At 54.4% G+C, this 17,898-nt stretch carries 13 protein-coding genes, 1 other RNA gene and 1 pseudogene; 9 read left to right on the forward strand and 6 right to left on the reverse strand.

Annotated features, from left to right (window positions below; genetic code table 11):
• The first annotated feature begins 143 nt into the window (after positions 1-143).
• The 4 genes from HV213_RS12425 (at position 144) to selO (ending at position 3,547) form a co-directional block, all read left to right on the forward strand.
• A complete protein-coding gene (locus tag HV213_RS12425) occupies positions 144-695 on the forward strand; it encodes a glutathione peroxidase (protein WP_181485897.1) in 552 nt (183 codons plus the stop codon).
• The gene (gene btuD / locus HV213_RS12430) at positions 695-1,444 is read left to right on the forward strand and encodes a vitamin B12 ABC transporter ATP-binding protein BtuD (protein ID WP_181485898.1); all 750 of its coding nucleotides are present in this window, start codon (positions 695-697) and stop codon (positions 1,442-1,444) included. The genes HV213_RS12425 and btuD overlap by 1 nt, the downstream gene beginning before the upstream one ends.
• Positions 1,445-1,525: 81 nt before the next feature.
• Positions 1,526-1,990, forward strand: coding sequence for an NlpC/P60 family protein (locus HV213_RS12435; RefSeq protein ID WP_112213414.1), 465 nt, complete (start codon positions 1,526-1,528; stop codon positions 1,988-1,990).
• Positions 1,991-2,104: 114 nt separating this feature from the next.
• Positions 2,105-3,547 carry a protein adenylyltransferase SelO gene (selO, locus tag HV213_RS12440; RefSeq protein ID WP_181485899.1) on the forward strand — a complete coding sequence of 481 codons (1,443 nt, stop codon included), beginning with the start codon at positions 2,105-2,107 and terminating at the stop codon, positions 3,545-3,547.
• A 35-nt stretch (positions 3,548-3,582) separates the two neighbouring features.
• On the opposite strand, the gene hemP is transcribed toward selO, so the two are convergent.
• From hemP to HV213_RS12460, 4 genes and pseudogenes are all read right to left on the reverse strand, one after another.
• Positions 3,583-3,762 (reverse strand): hemin uptake protein HemP, encoded by a 180-nt coding sequence (hemP, locus tag HV213_RS12445; RefSeq protein ID WP_181485900.1) that lies wholly within the window; start codon positions 3,760-3,762, stop codon positions 3,583-3,585.
• Positions 3,763-3,926: 164 nt separating this feature from the next.
• Complete coding sequence (gene aroH / locus HV213_RS12450; RefSeq protein WP_181485901.1) at positions 3,927-4,973, reverse strand: 3-deoxy-7-phosphoheptulonate synthase AroH; 1,047 nt, start codon at positions 4,971-4,973, stop codon at positions 3,927-3,929.
• 154 nt (positions 4,974-5,127) lie between these two features.
• A complete protein-coding gene (gene ppsR / locus HV213_RS12455; protein WP_110275732.1) occupies positions 5,128-5,961 on the reverse strand; it encodes a posphoenolpyruvate synthetase regulatory kinase/phosphorylase PpsR in 834 nt (277 codons plus the stop codon).
• A 155-nt stretch (positions 5,962-6,116) separates the two neighbouring features.
• Positions 6,117-6,233: pseudogene (locus HV213_RS12460) on the reverse strand (hypothetical protein).
• Positions 6,234-6,303: 70 nt separating this feature from the next.
• Here HV213_RS12460 and ppsA point away from each other — a divergent pair.
• The 3 genes from ppsA to HV213_RS12475 all read left to right on the forward strand — a co-directional run bounded on the left by ppsA (position 6,304) and on the right by HV213_RS12475 (position 12,692).
• A complete protein-coding gene (gene ppsA / locus HV213_RS12465) occupies positions 6,304-8,682 on the forward strand; it encodes a phosphoenolpyruvate synthase (protein ID WP_181485902.1) in 2,379 nt (792 codons plus the stop codon).
• 238 nt (positions 8,683-8,920) lie between these two features.
• Positions 8,921-10,318 (forward strand): MFS transporter, encoded by a 1,398-nt coding sequence (locus HV213_RS12470; RefSeq protein ID WP_181485903.1) that lies wholly within the window; start codon positions 8,921-8,923, stop codon positions 10,316-10,318.
• A 4-nt stretch (positions 10,319-10,322) separates the two neighbouring features.
• Complete coding sequence (locus HV213_RS12475; RefSeq protein ID WP_181485904.1) at positions 10,323-12,692, forward strand: glycoside hydrolase family 3 N-terminal domain-containing protein; 2,370 nt, start codon at positions 10,323-10,325, stop codon at positions 12,690-12,692.
• Here the strand turns inward: HV213_RS12475 and rprA are convergent.
• Together rprA and ydiK are read right to left on the reverse strand one after the other, a co-directional pair.
• Positions 12,692-12,799, reverse strand: an RNA gene (gene rprA / locus HV213_RS12480) — antisense sRNA RprA. The two genes, HV213_RS12475 and rprA, sit on opposite strands and share 1 nt — an antisense overlap.
• Positions 12,800-13,104: 305 nt before the next feature.
• On the reverse strand, positions 13,105-14,226 hold the full coding sequence (gene ydiK, locus HV213_RS12485; RefSeq protein ID WP_181485905.1) for an AI-2E family transporter YdiK: 1,122 nt from the start codon (positions 14,224-14,226) through the stop codon (positions 13,105-13,107).
• A 203-nt stretch (positions 14,227-14,429) separates the two neighbouring features.
• Between ydiK and ydiJ the strand changes: the two genes are divergently transcribed.
• Both ydiJ and menI read left to right on the forward strand, forming a co-directional pair.
• Entirely contained in the window at positions 14,430-17,486 is a 3,057-nt protein-coding gene (ydiJ, locus tag HV213_RS12490) for a D-2-hydroxyglutarate dehydrogenase YdiJ (protein ID WP_181485906.1), read from the forward strand.
• Positions 17,483-17,893 (forward strand): 1,4-dihydroxy-2-naphthoyl-CoA hydrolase, encoded by a 411-nt coding sequence (menI, locus tag HV213_RS12495; RefSeq protein ID WP_112213422.1) that lies wholly within the window; start codon positions 17,483-17,485, stop codon positions 17,891-17,893. Before ydiJ ends, menI begins: the two co-directional genes overlap by 4 nt.
• Positions 17,894-17,898: the final 5 nt, after the last annotated feature.

The following is a 17,898-nucleotide window of genomic DNA, read 5'->3' on the forward strand; positions in this document are numbered from 1 at the left end:
TTGTTGAGATGAATTCATGTTGTCAGGGCTGTTACATCAAGAGACACTCCAGGGCGATTCAAAGTAGAATGACGCGGTCTGAATCCGCTACAGTAGATAGGGATCACCACGCAGAAACCGGTTTAATTCACTGAGGGAAGGCTATGCAACACGATATTCTCAATACTGAAGTCACCACCATTGATGGTGAGAAAACAACGCTTGCGCCTTATGCAGGCAAAGTGCTGCTGATCGTCAACGTTGCGTCAAAATGTGGCCTGACGCCGCAATATGAGCAGTTGGAAACTTTGCAAAAAGATCTCGAAAGCGAAGGTGTTAGCGTGCTGGGCTTCCCATGTAACCAATTCCTGGGGCAAGAGCCAGGCAGCGAAGAAGAGATTAAAACGTTCTGCAGCACCACTTACGGCGTCACTTTCCCGATGTTCAGCAAGATTGACGTCAACGGCGAACATCGTGCGCCTTTGTATCAGAAGCTGGTCGATGCCGCCCCGCAAGCCATCGCGCCGGAAGGCAGCGGTTTCTATGAGCGAATGGCCAGTAAAGGCCGGGCGCCGCTGTATGTAGACGACATCCTGTGGAACTTTGAAAAATTCCTGATTGGTCGCGACGGTCAGGTTATCGGCCGTTTCTCACCAGATATGACGCCGGACTCCCCGCAGTTGGTGGCCGCGATTAAAGGAGCTTTAGCCAAATAATGCCGTTTTTGATGCAGCTACAGGATGTAGAAGAGGCGGGGCGGCTGGCGCCATTTACCGCGGATGTCCGACCCGGAGAGATTATTCATCTGGTGGGGCCAAACGGCGCGGGGAAAAGCACGCTGCTGGCGCGAATGGCGGGTCTCACCACTGGCCCCGGGCAGGTGACGCTCAATGAGCGCCCGCTGAGCGACTGGCCAGCGCAGGACCTGGCGCGTCATCGTGCCTATCTCAGCCAGCACCAGATGCCGCCCTTCGCGATGCCGGTCTGGCACTATCTGTCGCTGCATCTGCAAAACGAGACGCAAAACGCGCTCCTGAAGACCATCGCAGAAAAACTGGGTCTGAGCGATAAGCTCGGACGCCAGGTGAATCATATTTCGGGCGGAGAGTGGCAGCGTGTGCGTCTGGCAGCGGTAATATTGCAAATCCATCGCCAGGCCAATCCTGCCGGACAGCTGTTACTGTTGGATGAACCGATGAATAGCCTCGACGTGGCGCAGCAGGCCGCGCTCGATCGGGTATTAAGTGAACTTTGTGCTTCAGGTATTGCGATCGTCATGAGCAGTCACGATCTCAATCACACCCTCCGCCATGCCCAGAGCTCCTGGCTTATCCGTCAGGGAGAGACTATCGCCTGCGGCAGTACATCTGAGGTGCTGAGTGAAGAGAATTTGACCGCCGCCTATGCGATGGCCTTTCAACGAGTGGAGGTGGCTGGCCATCTTATGCTCGTTGCGTCACAGTAGCACGCAGTAGCCTTGCCAGCGAATTGATAAACAAGCTAAATTATTCTGACAATAAGATAGGGAACAGAGGAATCGTCTGAGATGCGTTTCTGGTTCGTGTTGTTTGTAGCGCTATTTCTGGCGGGCTGTAGTAGCCATCGGGCACCGCCGCCAAATCCGCGGCTTGCAGATTCTATTACCGTTGTCGCCAACCTCAATGAACAGTTAAGAAACTGGCGGGGAGCGCCGTATCGTTATGGCGGAATGTCGCCGCGCGGTGTTGATTGCTCCGGTTTTGTGCTGATGACTTTTCGCGATAAATTCGCGTTGCAGTTGCCGCGCGAAACCCGTGAACAGGCGGAAATAGGCACTAAGATTGATAAGAGCGAATTGCTGCCCGGCGATCTGGTCTTTTTCAAGACTGGCTCCGGAGAGAGCGGCTTGCACGTCGGTATTTATGACACGGATAATCAGTTTATCCACGCCTCCACCAGCCAGGGTGTGACGCGTTCATCACTGGATAACGTGTACTGGCATAAGAAATTCTGGCAGGCGCGAAGGATTTAACGTTGGCCAATTATCCGAAGGGAAGCGCCAGTTTCCCTTTTTCATCGCAATACCCCTGAAATCCCTCCGTGTTAATAATTTGTTGAAAGCACTACACTGGAGACAGGAGGTACCATGGCCCTGTCTTTTACTACCCACTGGCGTGATGAACTGCCGGATTTTTATACTGCATTAACACCGACTCCGCTGGAGAATGCGCGGCTTGTCTGGCACAACGCGTCACTGGCGCGAACGCTGGGCATTCCTGATTCGTTATTCAAACCAGAGCGGGGCGCTGGCGTATGGGGTGGCGAAACCCTGCTGCCGGGGATGTCGCCGCTGGCGCAGGTTTACAGCGGTCACCAGTTCGGTTCCTGGGCCGGACAGCTTGGTGATGGGCGCGGGATTTTGCTTGGCGAACAGCAACTCTCCGATGGTCGACGCTTTGACTGGCATTTGAAAGGTGCCGGACTCACTCCTTATTCGCGAATGGGCGACGGGCGGGCGGTATTACGCTCGACGATACGCGAAGGCCTGGCCTCGGAAGCGATGCATGCGCTGGGCATTCCCACTACCCGTGCGCTGGCGATAGTGACCAGCGACACGCCGGTGTATCGGGAAACCGTTGAACAGGGTGCGATGCTGATGCGCATCGCGGAAAGCCATCTGCGTTTTGGCCATTTTGAGCACTTTTACTATCGCCGTGAGCCGCAAAAGGTTCAGCTACTGGCAGACTTTGCGATTCGCCATCATTGGCCGCATCTGCAAGACGAAGCCGATAAGTATGTTTTATGGTTTAGTGACGTTGTCACGCGAACGGCGGAAATGATCGCCAACTGGCAAACTGTCGGCTTCGCCCACGGAGTGATGAATACCGATAATATGTCGATTCTGGGGCTGACGATGGACTACGGGCCATACGGTTTTCTTGATGACTTCCAGCCGGGCTTTATCTGCAATCATTCTGATTATCAGGGGCGCTATAGCTTTGATAATCAGCCAGCGGTGGGGCTATGGAATCTGCAACGACTGGCGCAAACTCTGTCACCTTTTATCAGCGCTGAGGCATTAAATACCGTGCTGGATGGTTACCAGCACGCGCTGCTGACGGCGTACGGCCGCCGCATGCGCGATAAGCTGGGGCTGTTTACCCAGCAAAAAGGCGATAACGAGCTGCTTGATGGACTGTTTGCGCTGATGGAGCGTGAGGGTAGCGACTATACCCGAACTTTCCGTATGCTGAGTGCGAGCGAACAGGCCAGCGCTGCCTCGCCGCTACGCGATGAGTTTATCGACCGTACCGCTTTTGATAGCTGGTTTGCCGACTATCGCGCGCGTCTGCGCGATGAGCAGATTGATGATGCACAGCGACAGGTGCATATGCAAAGCGTCAACCCGGCAATTGTACTGCGTAACTGGCTGGCACAGCGCGCGATAGAACAAGCGGAGCAGGGTGACATGAGCGAGTTGGAACGTCTGCATAACGCATTATCTCAGCCCTTTACCGATCGAACGGATGATTATATTAACCGTCCGCCAGACTGGGGGAGGCGTCTTGAAGTGAGCTGTTCCAGCTAGTAAATCGTTATCCCTGCCGTCATCGGCGGGGATAATTATTTGGTCAGGATCAGTTTGCCCGCATTGGTCTGGCGCAGTAAATAACGCTGACCGCCGTGTTCGATAACCACCCGTCCTTCGCTACCTAATAACGTTTGGCTGTTTATCTGCCTGTCCGTGGAAACGGGGTAAGGGGCATTGTCTTTTGTTTTTTCTGCTGTGGCAGTGTTATCCATACGCGTCATAGCACTCAAAAATAAAAATCAAAGCAACAATGATTATCATTATCAATAATGTTGATTTTCACGGCAAGTATTTTTTACAGGAATGCCATATTTGGCAGGTTTGGTGTCGGGGGGCTAAGAAAATATCCCCACCACGAATGTGGTAGGGAGAAGGGCTAAAGGCGGGTTGCGGTTGCTGCGGCTAATTCCGCAAGCAGACGTTCGCTATCTTCCCAGCTCAGGCAAGGGTCGGTAATCGATTGTCCCCTGGTCAGCGGCTGGCCGGGGATAACCTTCTGCGTGCCTTCCTGAAGGAAGCTTTCGGCCATGATCCCGGCGATGGCGGTTGATCCTGCATGGATCTGCTGGCAGATGTCGGCGCAGACGTCCAGCTGACGGCGATGCTGCTTCTGGCAATTCCCGTGGCTAAAATCAACCACCAACTGCTGCGGCAGGTTGAATTCCGCCAACACATCCCCGGCTGCGGCGATATCGGCAGCGTGGTAGTTAGGCTGTTTCCCGCCACGCATAATGATATGACCATAAGGATTGCCGCTGGTCTGGTAGATGGTCATCTGCCCCTGTTTATCTGGCGACAGGAACATATGACTGGCGCGGGAAGCGCGAATGGCGTCAACGGCAATACGCGTATTGCCATCGGTACCGTTCTTAAATCCTACCGGGCAGGAGAGCGCCGAGGCCATTTCGCGATGAATTTGGCTCTCGGTGGTGCGCGCACCGATAGCGCCCCAGCTAATCAGGTCGGCAATAAACTGCCCGGTCACCATATCGAGAAATTCAGTGGCGGTCGGCACGCCCAGCTCGTTCACCTGCAACAGCAGGCTGCGGGCCAGCTCAAGGCCATGATTGACCCGATAGCTGCCGTTCAGGTCAGGATCGGAAATCAATCCCTTCCAGCCAACCACCGTGCGCGGTTTTTCAAAGTAGGTGCGCATCACGATTTCCAGTTGCGGCTGGTAACGTTCGCGCATTCCTTGCAGGCGGTGTGCATATTCCATCGCTGCATCAGTATCGTGAATGGAACATGGGCCAATCACTACCAGCAGGCGGCGATCTTCACCGTTGAGGATCCTCTCGATTCGGCGGCGTGAAGCGGAGACGTGTGCTGCAACATCGGCAGACACAGGGTGCCGTTGCGCCAGTTCCGCGGGCGTTACCAGGCTTTCAATGCGCGCGGTACGCAATTCGTCTGTTTTATTCATTGGGGTCTCAAAAATCTGTTTCTTCCGCGGCGAAAATGCCGGGAAGTGATGCGCATCACGATAAACCAATCCCTGCTTATTGCAAGAGCAGGGCATGATCCTGTATGGGCCACGGGTGATAGCATAAACAAATTTTTGATAATGTACTAGCTCATTAGTACATTCGGCGGCTTAGCCCCATAATATCCATGATTTTAGTGGCGATTTCTTCCACGGAGTAATTGGTACTGTTCAGGCAAGGTATCTTGTTTTTGCGATACAGCGCTTCAACTTCGGTCACTTCCATCCGACACTGGCGCATGGAAGCATAGCGGCTATTTTCCCGACGCTCTTCACGGATAGCCGCCAGACGTTCTGGATTGATAGTTAGCCCGAATAGTTTGTGCTGTAGCGGTTTTAACGATGCGGGAAGAATCAGATTGTCCATATCATCGGCGATAAACGGGTAGTTGGCGGCACGAATACCGTATTGCATCGCCAGATACAGGCTGGTGGGCGTTTTCCCACAGCGCGAAACGCCAAGAAGGATCACCTGGGCCTGGTCGAGGTTGCGCAGCGAAATCCCGTCATCGTGCGCAAGGGTGTAATCGATAGCGGCGATACGCGCATCGTACTTATTCAGATTACCCGGCGTTAAACCATGGGTGCGATGAGCGATCGGCGACGGGTCGAGACGTAATTCCTGCTGCAGCGGGGCCACCAGCGCCTGAACGATGTCCTGACAGAATCCTTCGCTTTGCATGATGATATCGCGAATTTCCGGAATAACGATGGAGTAGAAGACCAGCGGACGGATACCGGTTTGTTGAAAAATCGCGTCAATTTGTTCCTTCACGGCGCGCGCGCGGCTGATATTTTCGACAAACGGCAGAGTCACGCTGCTGATGGCGACCGGGAATTGCGACATGACCGCATGACCCAGCACTTCTGCCGTAATGGCGGTACCGTCGGAAATATAAAACACGTGGCGATCTACAGCACTTTCCATTTTGACCATCCGGTATAAAGAGTTTAATTACCTGAAAGCTGATATTAAATTTAAGCATATCGCTCCAGGCTTTGTCTCATATTTAAAAAGTGAAACACTATTTTTATTTTTAATGAAAAGCCCTGTTCATTTTTCGCAACTGCGTATCTTTTGTATCAAAATCCACCAGATTCTTGAAGAATCATTAGGTTAGCTATATCCGGAAAAGAATCCTAAAAACGAAAAAATAATTTGCTTGAACGATTCACCGTTTTTTTAAGCCGCGTAAATATGTCAGGATAAATCCCGTAGTCGATCGTGAATTATTTATCACTGGTATTAAATCACAAAAGGATTGTCTCGATGTCCAACAATGGCTCGTCACCGCTGGTGCTTTGGTATAACCAACTCGGCATGAATGATGTAGACAGGGTTGGAGGCAAAAATGCCTCCCTGGGTGAAATGATTACAAATCTTTCTGGTATGGGTGTTTCCGTACCGAACGGGTTTGCCACCACCGCTGATGCTTTTGATCAGTTCCTGGACCAAAGCGGTGTTAACCAGCGCATTTATGCACTGCTGGATGAAACCGACATTGACGACGTTTCCGCATTAGCGAAAGCGGGCGCGCAGATCCGTCAATGGATCATTGATACGCCGTTCCAGAGTGAACTGGAAAATGCGATTCGCGATGCCTATACCCAGCTGTCCGCTGACGACGCTGAGGCTTCTTTTGCCGTTCGCTCCTCCGCGACCGCCGAAGATATGCCGGATGCCTCCTTCGCCGGGCAGCAAGAGACATTCCTCAACGTGCAGGGCTTTGACGCCGTGCTCGTCGCGGTGAAGCACGTCTTTGCTTCGCTGTTTAACGATCGCGCAATCTCCTACCGCGTGCATCAGGGTTACGATCACCGCGGCGTGGCGCTCTCCGCCGGGGTGCAGAGAATGGTGCGCTCCGATCTCGCCTCATCCGGGGTGATGTTCTCCATTGATACCGAGTCCGGCTTTGATCAGGTGGTGTTTATCACCTCCGCCTGGGGCCTCGGCGAAATGGTCGTGCAGGGCGCGGTGAACCCGGATGAATTCTATGTGCATAAGCCGACGCTGGAAGCGGGTCGCCCGGCCATCGTGCGTCGCACCATGGGGTCGAAAAAGATCCACATGATTTACGCCCCGACCCAGGAACACGGGAAACAGGTGCGTATCGAAGATGTTCCGCAGGCGCAGCGCGACGTTTTCTCGTTAACCGACGAGGAAGTGCAGGAGCTGGCGAAACAAGCAGTGCAGATCGAGAAACACTACAACCGTCCGATGGATATCGAATGGGCGAAAGATGGCCACACCGGTAAGCTGTTTATCGTGCAGGCGCGACCGGAAACTGTGCGTTCGCGCGGCCAGGTGATGGAGCGTTATACCCTCCATGCACAGGGGCAGATTGTTTCCGAAGGGCGTGCCATCGGCCACCGTATTGGTGCGGGTCCAGTAAAAGTTATTCATGATATCAGTGAAATGAACCGCATTGAGCCCGGTGACGTGCTGGTCACCGACATGACCGACCCGGATTGGGAGCCGATCATGAAGAAAGCGGCGGCGATCGTCACCAACCGAGGCGGGCGCACTTGTCACGCGGCGATTATCGCCCGTGAGCTGGGGATCCCGGCGGTAGTGGGCTGCGGCGATGCGACCGATCGCATTCAGGAAAACCAGAACGTCACTGTTTCCTGTGCGGAAGGCGATACTGGCTACGTCTATGCCGAAATCCTCGACTTCAGCATTAAGAGCTCCAGCGTTGGCGAAATGCCGGAGCTGCCGCTGAAGATCATGATGAACGTCGGCAACCCGGACAGAGCCTTCGACTTCGCCTGCTTGCCGAATGAAGGCGTGGGCCTGGCGCGTCTGGAGTTCATCATCAACCGCATGATTGGCGTTCACCCGCGTGCGCTGCTGGAGTTTGACGATCAGGAACCGGCTTTGCAGAACGAAATCCGCGAGCTAATGAAAGGCTACGACTCGCCGAAAGAGTTCTACGTTGGTCGTCTGACTGAGGGGATCTCGACGCTTGGCGCGGCATTCTACCCGAAACGAGTGATTGTGCGTCTCTCCGACTTTAAATCTAACGAATACGCCAACCTGGTCGGCGGTGAGCGTTATGAGCCGGAAGAAGAGAACCCGATGCTGGGCTTCCGTGGAGCCGGTCGTTACGTTTCTGAAAGTTTCCGCGACTGCTTTGCGCTGGAGTGTGACGCGGTAAAACGCGTTCGTAACGATATGGGGCTGACTAACGTCGAAATCATGGTGCCGTTTGTCCGCACCGTGGCGCAGGCGAAAGCAGTGGTTGAAGAGCTGGAACGCCAGGGCCTCAAGCGCGGCGAAAATGGCCTGAAGCTGATTATGATGTGTGAAATCCCATCGAATGCGCTGCTGGCTGACCAGTTCCTCGAATACTTCGACGGTTTTTCTATCGGTTCCAACGATATGACGCAGCTGGCGCTGGGTCTGGACCGTGACTCCGGCGTGGTCTCTGAGCTGTTCGATGAGCGCAATGAAGCGGTGAAAGCGCTGCTGTCGATGGCGATTCGCGCGGCGAAGAAGCAGGGCAAATACGTGGGTATCTGCGGGCAGGGCCCGTCTGACCACGAAGACTTTGCCGCATGGCTGATGGAAGAGGGGATTGATAGCCTGTCCCTGAACCCGGATACCGTGGTGCAAACCTGGCTTGGCCTGGCTGAACTGAATAAGTAAATTTTCGTTAAAATATGTCATCCCCGTCAGTAATGGCGGGGATTTTTTTGTTTTCGCACATCCGCACCGCTTATTTGCGCTCAGTCACATAAAACGGAAAAAACAAAATACCGTAATCCGACAGTTAATTTCTACAATTGTCCCTTCTCTGTTTATTACTAATACTGACACAACGTTATCAAAAATCATGATAACCACTTCCTGAAATACCTCTTCTATTGTGTACAGGATAATAATAATGACACTTTCCTCGGTACTCACTACAAAAGATAAAATAGGTTATGGTCTTGGCGATATGGCCAGCGCGCTGGTGTGGCAAACGGCCACGCTTTTTCTGGCCTATTTCTACACTGATGTTTTTGGTTTACCTGCCGCAATTATGGGAACGATGTTTTTGGTCGTCAGGGTTATTGATGCGGTGGTCGATCCCTGTATTGGCGCCCTGGTCGACAGAACCCGAACCCGGCACGGGCGGTTTCGCCCCTGGCTATTGTGGTTCGCCATTCCGTTTGGCGTGAGTTGTATTATTACTTTCTACGTTCCTGATGTTGGACCAACGGCAAAAATCGTTTACGCCTGTGTCACTTACGCTATTTTAAGCTTTATCTATTCGGCGATTAACGTTCCTTATTGCGCTATGCCCGGCGCGTTAACGATGGACCCGCACGAGCGTCACTCGCTCCAGTCGTGGCGCTTTGCGCTGTCGTTTATTGGCGGGCTGATTGTCACCGTGATTGCGCTACCGCTGGTCGCCCATCTGGGACAGGGTGATGCGCAAAAAGGCTATTTTTATGCCATGAGCCTGATGGGTATCCTCGGCATCGTGCTTTTCTTTAGCTGTTTTTTCCTGACCCGGGAGCGATATACCCCGCAGGGCGACAGCTCAGGTTCGTTATTAAAAGACCTTAAGCTGTTAGCGGGAAATAGTCAGTGGCGCATCGTTTTTATCTTCAATATTTTATTACTTACCGCGGTGGTGACGCGCGGTTCGGCAACCATGTATTACGTCAAATATGTGATGCAGCGTCCGGATATGGTCTTCACATTTATCGTTACCGGGATGATTGCGGCGCTGCTCGGCGCATTATTATCTGCGCGCCTGCTCGGGAAATTTGACCGCGTACGTTCCTATCAGTGGACAATTATTACTTACGTTGTTTTTGCAGCGGCTATTTTCTTTATTCCCGCCAATCAATTGTGGTTAATATTGAGCCTCAACGTCATCTTTGGCTTTATACAAAATCTCACCACGCCGCTGCAATGGACTATGTTCTCTGATGTGGTGGATTACGAAGAACATCGCAGTGGACGACGTCTCGATGGTCTGGTGTTTTCTACCGCGCTATTCGCCATTAAATTCGGCCTCGCGCTTGGCGGCGCCGTCGTCGGCTGGGTGCTGGGAATGGTGAACTATGCCCCCAATGCGCTCAATCAATCCACCACGGTGTTAAACACCATCAATGCGCTTTTCACTCTGGTGCCATCGGTACTGTTTATCGCCATGGCGCTTCTGCTGATGCTCTACAAACTCAACAGCCGTACGGCAGACAGCATCGCCCGTGAACTGGCCCAGAAACGTGAAGCGCGCGCGCAAGAAACAGCGCAGCCGACGCTGAATTCAGCCCTACAGGAGTAATAACATGACTGTGATTTATAAGGATGCTCATCGCCCTATCGCGGAACGCGTTGCGGATTTATTGTCGCGAATGACGACCGAAGAAAAATTTGCCCAGATGCACGCGTACTGGCTGGTGTTGGCGGAAAATGGCGATCACCGTGAGCGCAGCGATATGAGCGATGAATTCGCTGGCGTCAGTGAGCAGACTTCATTGGCGGAAAGGCTGAAACTTGGCGTCGGGCAAATCACTCGTCCCTTGGGGACACATATTGTGGATGCGCAGAGCGGCGTACGGGCGGCGAATCGCCTGCAAAAAATGCTGATTGAAGAGACCCGGCTGGGCATTCCGGCGCTGTTTCATGAAGAGTGTCTGGTTGGACTGCTATGCAAAGATGCGACGCTGTTTCCCTCATCGCTAAACTACGGTTCAACCTGGGACCCTGAGTTAGTCGAGCGCGCGGCGCGGGAAATTGGCGCTGAAGCCCGTTCGACCGGCTGTAAACAGGGGCTGGCTCCGGTGCTGGACGTCTCTCGCGATGTGCGCTGGGGACGGACCGAAGAGACCTTTGGCGAAGATCCGTGGCTGGTTGGGGTCATGGCCTGCGCCTACGTCAATGGCTTACAAAGTGAAAAACGCGATCTGCTGGCGACGCTCAAACATTACGTCGGGCACTCGTTTAGCGAGGGCGCGCGCAACCATGCTCCGGTACACCTTGGTTTTTGCGAACTTAACGATACCTTCCTGCTGCCGTTCGAGATGGCGGTGAAGCTGGCCAATGCCGGTTCGGTGATGCCAGCCTATCACGATATCGATAATCAGCCGGGCCACAGCGATAGCTTTCTGCTGACCACCGTTCTGCGCGAGCAGTGGGGCTTTGACGGCATTATCGTTGCCGACTACGGCGGCGTCAGTCTGCTGCATCAGCATCATGGTATCTCACACGATGCAGCGGAATCCGCAGCGCTGGCATTCAATGCTGGTCTTGATGTGGAATTGCCGAAAGATGATTGCGCACGTCACCTGCGCGAGGCGCTGGACCGCGGGTTAATGACTATGGCGAAAATTGATGAGATTGTCGCCCGCACTCTGACCGAGAAATTCCGCCTTGGGCTATTTGAACAACCCTATACCGACGTGACGGGTATTGTGCTGCAATCGGCAAGCGCCCGTCAGGCCGCGCGCGATGTTGCGACACGCTCGCTGACGCTACTGGAAAACCGGGGCGCGATACCATTGTCGGATAAGCCGAAGGTGGCGGTGGTGGGTCCCACCGCCGATGATCCTCTGGCGCTGCTGAGCGGTTACAGCTTCCCGGTGCACTTGATTATCAGCGATATGGTGGATGAGGTCTCGCAGGTGACTACGCCGCTAGCTGCTTTGCGGCAGTATCTTGGCGAGGAGCAGGTCAGCTACGCTAAGGGCTGCCATATTATTGAACAGCGGATGGCCGGTGCGCCGGTATTCCCTGGCGATAGCGGCGGCAAACCGATGCAGCAATCACCGGTCTCGCTGGACGTCAGCCTGATCCCAGATGCGGTAAGCGCCGCCCGGGAAAGTGATGTTGTCGTGGCCTGCGTGGGTGACCTGGCGGGTCTGTTCCAGAGCGGCACAGTGGGTGAAGGTTCCGATACCGACAGCCTGAATCTGCCGGGCGTTCAGCAGCAACTCCTTGAAGCGCTGGTTGGCACCGGTAAACCGGTTATTGTGGTGATGACCGGAGGGCGACCTTATAACCTACAGGGTCTGGAAGACAGCATCGCTGGCTTGCTTATGGCATGGGCACCTGGTCAGGAAGGTGGCTGGGCGATTGCCGATGTGTTAACCGGTCGCGCCGAACCGCAGGGACGCTTAGTGGTCAGCGTACCGAAAAGCGCCGGTGCGATGCCCTATTACTACAACCATAAGCTGAAAAGCGGCGGTACGCCGTTTGCGTTTCACTTTGGCTCACGTTACCCGTTCGGCTATGGGCAAAGCTGGACGACGTTCGATTACGCCGAACCACATTTGCTGGCGCAGGAGGTTAACGTGGAGGGTGAAATCGCCGTGCAGGTTGCCGTGCGCAACAGCGGAGAGCGCCGCGGTAGCGAGGTGGTTCAGCTCTACGTTCGCGATAAGGTCGCCTCGATGGTGCGCCCGCTCCAGGAGCTAAAAGCCTTCCAGCGTGTGACGCTCGATCCTGGCGAAACGGCAACGCTGAGCTTCTATTTGCCGGTAGATATGCTCAACTTCACCCGTCGTGACGGTCAGCGAATTGTCGAACCGGGAGAGTTTGAACTGCAGATTGGCGCATCCTCCGCAGACATTCGCGGGACGGCAACCGTAACGGTGAAGGGTGAGGTTCGCGAGCTACCGCGGGACTGGCGCATGATGAGCCGTTGCGAAGTGAGCTGACAAAAAAATGCCCATCGTGGGAGATGGGCAAAGACTACACACAGCAATTCGTTGTTTCACTCAGGGGATTTCCATGCTTATAAATCAATGTGTTGATTCATAACCGTGAGCTAATAGTAGGCACAGAGATTTTTTGCGTCGATCGGATTCCTCTCAATAGTTAAATTGAGGTAAAGAATCTGCGAGGTAAATGTGTCAAATAGCTTGAGGGAAGGGGATTGCTGTGTGCGATGTATCAGTTTTATTTAAGTTTAAGCGGTATTGCCCGGTGGCGGCTAGCGCCTTACCGGGCCTACGAAAAATGCGTAATTTTGTTGATATTATGGATTTTGTAGGCCGGACAAGGCGTTAGCCGCCGTCCGGCAAGAATACGAGCACAATATTTAAAGGCGAGTCTCCCCGCCTTTTCGCTTTATTTATCCAGTGGAATTCGGTTATTCAGCTCACTGAGCTCTTCCAGCACCAGATCGGGGTCTTTCGGCGGCGGTGGCGCCTCGTTGACCCATGCATCGTACAGACGCCAGGAGACGGCCAGCAGCACCGGGCCAATAAACAGGCCAATCATACCAAACGCCACCAGACCACCGATAACGCCGGACAGGATGAGAATCATCGGCAGGTCTGCGCCCATCCGAATCAGCATTGGGCGGATAAAGTTATCCATCGTGCCCACCACGCAGCTCCATACCAGCAGTACGGTGCCCCAGGTGGTATCCCCGGTCCAGTACAGCCAGATAATTGACGGCACCAGAACCAGCAATGGCCCCACTTGCACCAGACAGGTGAAAATCATCACCACGGTGAGCAGCGCGGCGTAGGGCACGCCGCTGATGGCAAGACCGATACCGCCCAAAACCGCCTGAACCAGCGCGGTCACCACCACTCCCAGCGCCACGGCACGGATCGCCTGCCCGGCGAGGATCACCGCCGCATCGCCGCGTTTTGCCGCCAGACGAGTAGCAAAGTGGCGGAATCCATAGGCCACCTGTTCGCCGCGCCAGTACAACAGGGCGCTAAACAGCAGCATCAGGCCGCAATAAACCAACAGCTTGCCGATATGCGCCGCCTGGCCGACAAACCAGGTGGTGGTGGTGCCAAGGTAGGGACGAATTTTGGTCATAATTGCCGTTCCCCCCATCTCCAGCAAATTATGCCAGCCGGTATACAGCTTATCGCCAATCAGCGGAATACTATTCAGCCACGCCAGATCGGGCGGGGTAAAGTTGCCGCTGGTGACCACTTTAATAAGCGGCGCGCTGTTATCCACCAGGCTGTTGACCAGCAGTGCGATAGGGATAACGAACAGTAAAAAGAGCAGCAGCGTCATGACCAGCACGGCCAGAGAGCGTTTGCCAAAAAGCAGGCGCTGCAGGCGCAAAAGTACTGGCCAGGTGGCGATAACCACAGTGCCGGCCCAGGCAAATGACAGGATAAATGGCTGCACAACCCACAGGCAGGAAATAATAATCAGGGACAAAAACAGCACCGACAGCAGAACTTGCGGTATGTCCCGGGGCTGATTGGGGTTAATCATAGTGAAATTTTACCTTTGCAGTCGCGTCAAAAGGCTGACGCAGCGTAATTCCATATACTGATAATAATATCAATAAGTTCGCGCGCCTGATTTTGCACTTAATTCTGGCGGGCGCATATGAAAAAAATGTGATAAAAAGTTGAGTGCACAACGCAAACGTTTAATCACTTACAACACAACATAGTCAGGCAGGGTCGAGCGTCATGATCCCACAAATTTCTCAAGCGCCAGGTGTCGTTCAACTGGTGCTGAATTTTTTGCAGGTACTGGAGCAACAAGGTTTTACCGGTGATACCGCCACAAGTTATGCCGACAGGCTAACAATGGCGACTGATAACAGTGTATATCAACTGTTGCCGGATGCGATTTTATTCCCCCGTTCCACGGCAGACGTTGCTCTGCTGGCAAGAGTGGCGGCGGAAGAGCGTTTTAAAACGCTGATCTTTACGCCACGCGGCGGCGGCACCGGCACTAACGGGCAGGCGCTAAATGCGGGCATCATCGTCGATATGTCCCGCTACATGAACCGCATTATTGAAATCAATCCTGAAGAGGGTTGGGTGCGGGTGGAAGCCGGGGTCATTAAAGACCAACTTAATCAATACATTAAACCCTACGGATACTTTTTTGCGCCGGAGCTGTCGACCAGCAACCGCGCGACGCTTGGCGGGATGATCAATACCGATGCCTCCGGGCAGGGCTCGCTGGTCTATGGCAAAACCTCCGATCACGTTCTCGGCGTGCGTTCGGTGCTGATCGGCGGTGATATTCTTGATACCCAGCAGATTCCCGTGGCGCTGGCGGAAACCCTGAGCGCTGAACAGTCGGCAATCGGGCGTATTTACCGTACGGTTTATCAGCGCTGTAAAGCCCAACGGCAGCTGGTTATCGATAAATTCCCCCAACTTAACCGCTTCCTGACCGGGTACGATCTGCGCCACGTCTTTAATGACGAGATGAGCGAATTCGATCTGACCCGCATTCTGACGGGTTCAGAAGGGACGCTGGCGTTTATCACCGAGGCGCGGCTGGATATCACCCGTCTGCCGAAAGTGCGCCGTCTGGTTAATATTAAATACGATTCGTTTAACTCAGCGCTGCGCAACGCGCCGTTTATGGTTGAGGCGAAGGCGCTATCGGTGGAAACCGTCGATTCGAAAGTGCTCAATCTGGCGCGGGAAGATATTGTCTGGCACTCGGTCAGCGAACTGATCGCCGATGTCCCGGATAAAGAGATGCTGGGCTTGAATATCGTCGAATTTGCCGGTGATGACGCTGAACTGATTGACTGCCAGGTGACGACGTTGTGTCAGCGTCTGGATGAGTTGATTTCGCGTAACGAAGCGGGCGTCATCGGCTGGCAGGTTTGTAATGAACTCGACGGCGTGGAGCGCATTTATGCGATGCGTAAAAAAGCGGTCGGGCTGCTGGGGAACGCCAAAGGGGCGGCCAAACCGATACCTTTCGCCGAAGATACCTGCGTGCCGCCGGAACATCTGGCGGACTATATTGTTGAATTCCGCGCGCTGCTTGACGGTCATGGCCTGAGCTACGGCATGTTTGGCCATGTCGATGCTGGCGTACTGCACGTGCGCCCGGCGCTGGATATGTGCGACCCGCAGCAAGAGATGCTGATGAAGCGCATCTCTGACGAGGTGGTGGCGTTAACCTCCAGGTACGGCGGTCTACTGTGGGGGGAACACGGCAAGGGGTTCCGCGCCGAGTACAGCCCGGCATTCTTTGGTGAAGAGCTGTTTAGCGAATTGCGCAAGATTAAAGCCGCGTTTGACCCGGACAACCGCCTTAATCCCGGGAAAATCTGCCCACCGGAGGGCGTTGATGCGCCGATGATGAAAGTGGATGCAGTTAAGCGCGGTACTTTCGACAGGCAGATCCCTATCGCGGTGCGCAGCTCGTGGCGTGGTGCAATGGAGTGCAACGGCAACGGCCTGTGCTTCAACTTCGATGCCAAAAGTCCGATGTGTCCTTCGATGAAGGTCAGCAACCACCGTATCCATTCGCCGAAAGGTCGGGCGACGCTGGTGCGCGAGTGGCTACGTCTGCTGGCGGATCGCGGTATCGATCCTAACCAACTGGAAAACGATCTGCCGGAAAAACGTGCCAGCCTGCGGACCCTGGTCGAACGCACCCGCAACAGCTGGCATGCGCGCAAAGGAGAGTACGATTTCTCGCATGAGGTTAAAGAGGCAATGTCCGGCTGTCTGGCCTGTAAAGCCTGCTCGACCCAGTGCCCGATAAAAATCGACGTCCCGGAGTTCCGTTCGCGCTTCCTGCAGCTCTATCACAGCCGTTACCTGCGCCCGGTTCGCGATCATCTGGTGGCAACGGTTGAATCCTATGCGCCGCTGATGGCGCATGCGCCGAAGACTTTTAACTTCTTTATTAACCAGCCGTGGATACGCAAGCTGTCGGAAAAGCATATCGGCATGGTGGATTTACCGCTGCTCTCGACGCCCTCGCTGAAACAGCAGATGGTCGGCCATCGCTCGGTAAATACGACGCTGGAACAGCTGGAAGGACTGAGCGCCGAGCAGAAAGCGAAGATGGTGCTGGTGGTCCAGGATCCGTTTACCAGTTATTACGATGCGCAGGTGGTGGCCGATTTTGTCCGTCTGGTCGAAAAGGTCGGTTATCAGCCGGTACTGCTGCCGTTCTCGCCAAACGGCAAGGCGCAGCATATTAAGGGTTTCCTGACGCGCTTCGCGCGCACCGCGCAGAAAACTGCCGATTTCCTCAACCGCGTGGCTCAGCTAGGCATGCCAATGGTCGGTGTCGATCCGGCGCTGGTGCTCTGCTATCGCGATGAATACAACCAGGTGCTGGGCGATAAACGCGGTGATTTTCGCGTGATGCTGGTGCATGAGTGGCTGCCGCAGGCGCTGGCGGAAACCGCCGTACAGGATAACGGCGGCGAGTCATGGTATCTGTTTGGCCACTGTACCGAGGTGACGGCGCTTCCCGCGTCGACCAAACAGTGGGCGGATATTTTCGCGCGCTTCGGTGCGAAGCTGGAAAACGTTAATGTCGGCTGCTGCGGCATGGCTGGGACTTACGGTCATGAAGTGAAGAATCACGCCAACTCGCTGGCCATCTACGCGCTTTCCTGGCAGCAGGCAATGCAGCGTCTACCGCGTAACCGCTGTCTGGTTACCGGCTATTCGTGCCGTAGCCAGGTGAAGCGTATTGAAGGTAGCGGTGTCCGTCACCCGCTGCAGGCGTTACTGGAGATTATTGGATGATTTGGAAACGTCAAAGCACGCTGGAACAGCTGAACGCGATGGGTGACGGCAATATGGTCGGCCTGCTGGATATTCAGTTTGAAGCGATTACCGATGACTCGCTCGAGGCGACGATGCCGGTAGACGGTCGCACCCATCAGCCTTTTGGGCTACTGCACGGCGGTGCATCGGTGGTATTAGCCGAAACGTTAGGCTCGGTGGCCGGCTATTTGTGTAGCGAAGGAGAGCAGAAAGTGGTGGGGCTGGAGGTCAATGCCAACCATATTCGTTCGGTGCGCAGCGGCAGAGTTCGCGGCGTGTGCCGGGCGCTGCACGTTGGCTCTCGCCACCAGGTCTGGCAAATCGAAATCTCTGATGAGCAGGGGCGTCTTTGCTGCTCTTCGCGGCTCACCACGGCAGTGATATAAGATAA

Source organism: Klebsiella sp. RHBSTW-00484, assembly GCF_013705725.1.
Taxonomy (GTDB): domain Bacteria; phylum Pseudomonadota; class Gammaproteobacteria; order Enterobacterales; family Enterobacteriaceae; genus Klebsiella.

What these genes read in the sequence shown, in the direction of transcription:
- HV213_RS12425 (WP_181485897.1), top strand. Translation starts at nt 144, where the DNA reads ATGCAACACGATATTCTCAATACTGAAGTCACCACCATTGATGGTGAG.
- btuD (WP_181485898.1), top strand. Translation starts at nt 695, where the DNA reads ATGCCGTTTTTGATGCAGCTACAGGATGTAGAAGAGGCGGGGCGGCTG.
- HV213_RS12435 (WP_112213414.1), top strand. Translation starts at nt 1,526, where the DNA reads ATGCGTTTCTGGTTCGTGTTGTTTGTAGCGCTATTTCTGGCGGGCTGT.
- selO (WP_181485899.1), top strand. Translation starts at nt 2,105, where the DNA reads ATGGCCCTGTCTTTTACTACCCACTGGCGTGATGAACTGCCGGATTTT.
- hemP (WP_181485900.1), bottom strand. Translation starts at nt 3,762, where the DNA reads ATGGATAACACTGCCACAGCAGAAAAAACAAAAGACAATGCCCCTTAC.
- aroH (WP_181485901.1), bottom strand. Translation starts at nt 4,973, where the DNA reads ATGAATAAAACAGACGAATTGCGTACCGCGCGCATTGAAAGCCTGGTA.
- ppsR (WP_110275732.1), bottom strand. Translation starts at nt 5,961, where the DNA reads ATGGAAAGTGCTGTAGATCGCCACGTGTTTTATATTTCCGACGGTACC.
- ppsA (WP_181485902.1), top strand. Translation starts at nt 6,304, where the DNA reads ATGTCCAACAATGGCTCGTCACCGCTGGTGCTTTGGTATAACCAACTC.
- HV213_RS12470 (WP_181485903.1), top strand. Translation starts at nt 8,921, where the DNA reads ATGACACTTTCCTCGGTACTCACTACAAAAGATAAAATAGGTTATGGT.
- HV213_RS12475 (WP_181485904.1), top strand. Translation starts at nt 10,323, where the DNA reads ATGACTGTGATTTATAAGGATGCTCATCGCCCTATCGCGGAACGCGTT.
- ydiK (WP_181485905.1), bottom strand. Translation starts at nt 14,226, where the DNA reads ATGATTAACCCCAATCAGCCCCGGGACATACCGCAAGTTCTGCTGTCG.
- ydiJ (WP_181485906.1), top strand. Translation starts at nt 14,430, where the DNA reads ATGATCCCACAAATTTCTCAAGCGCCAGGTGTCGTTCAACTGGTGCTG.
- menI (WP_112213422.1), top strand. Translation starts at nt 17,483, where the DNA reads ATGATTTGGAAACGTCAAAGCACGCTGGAACAGCTGAACGCGATGGGT.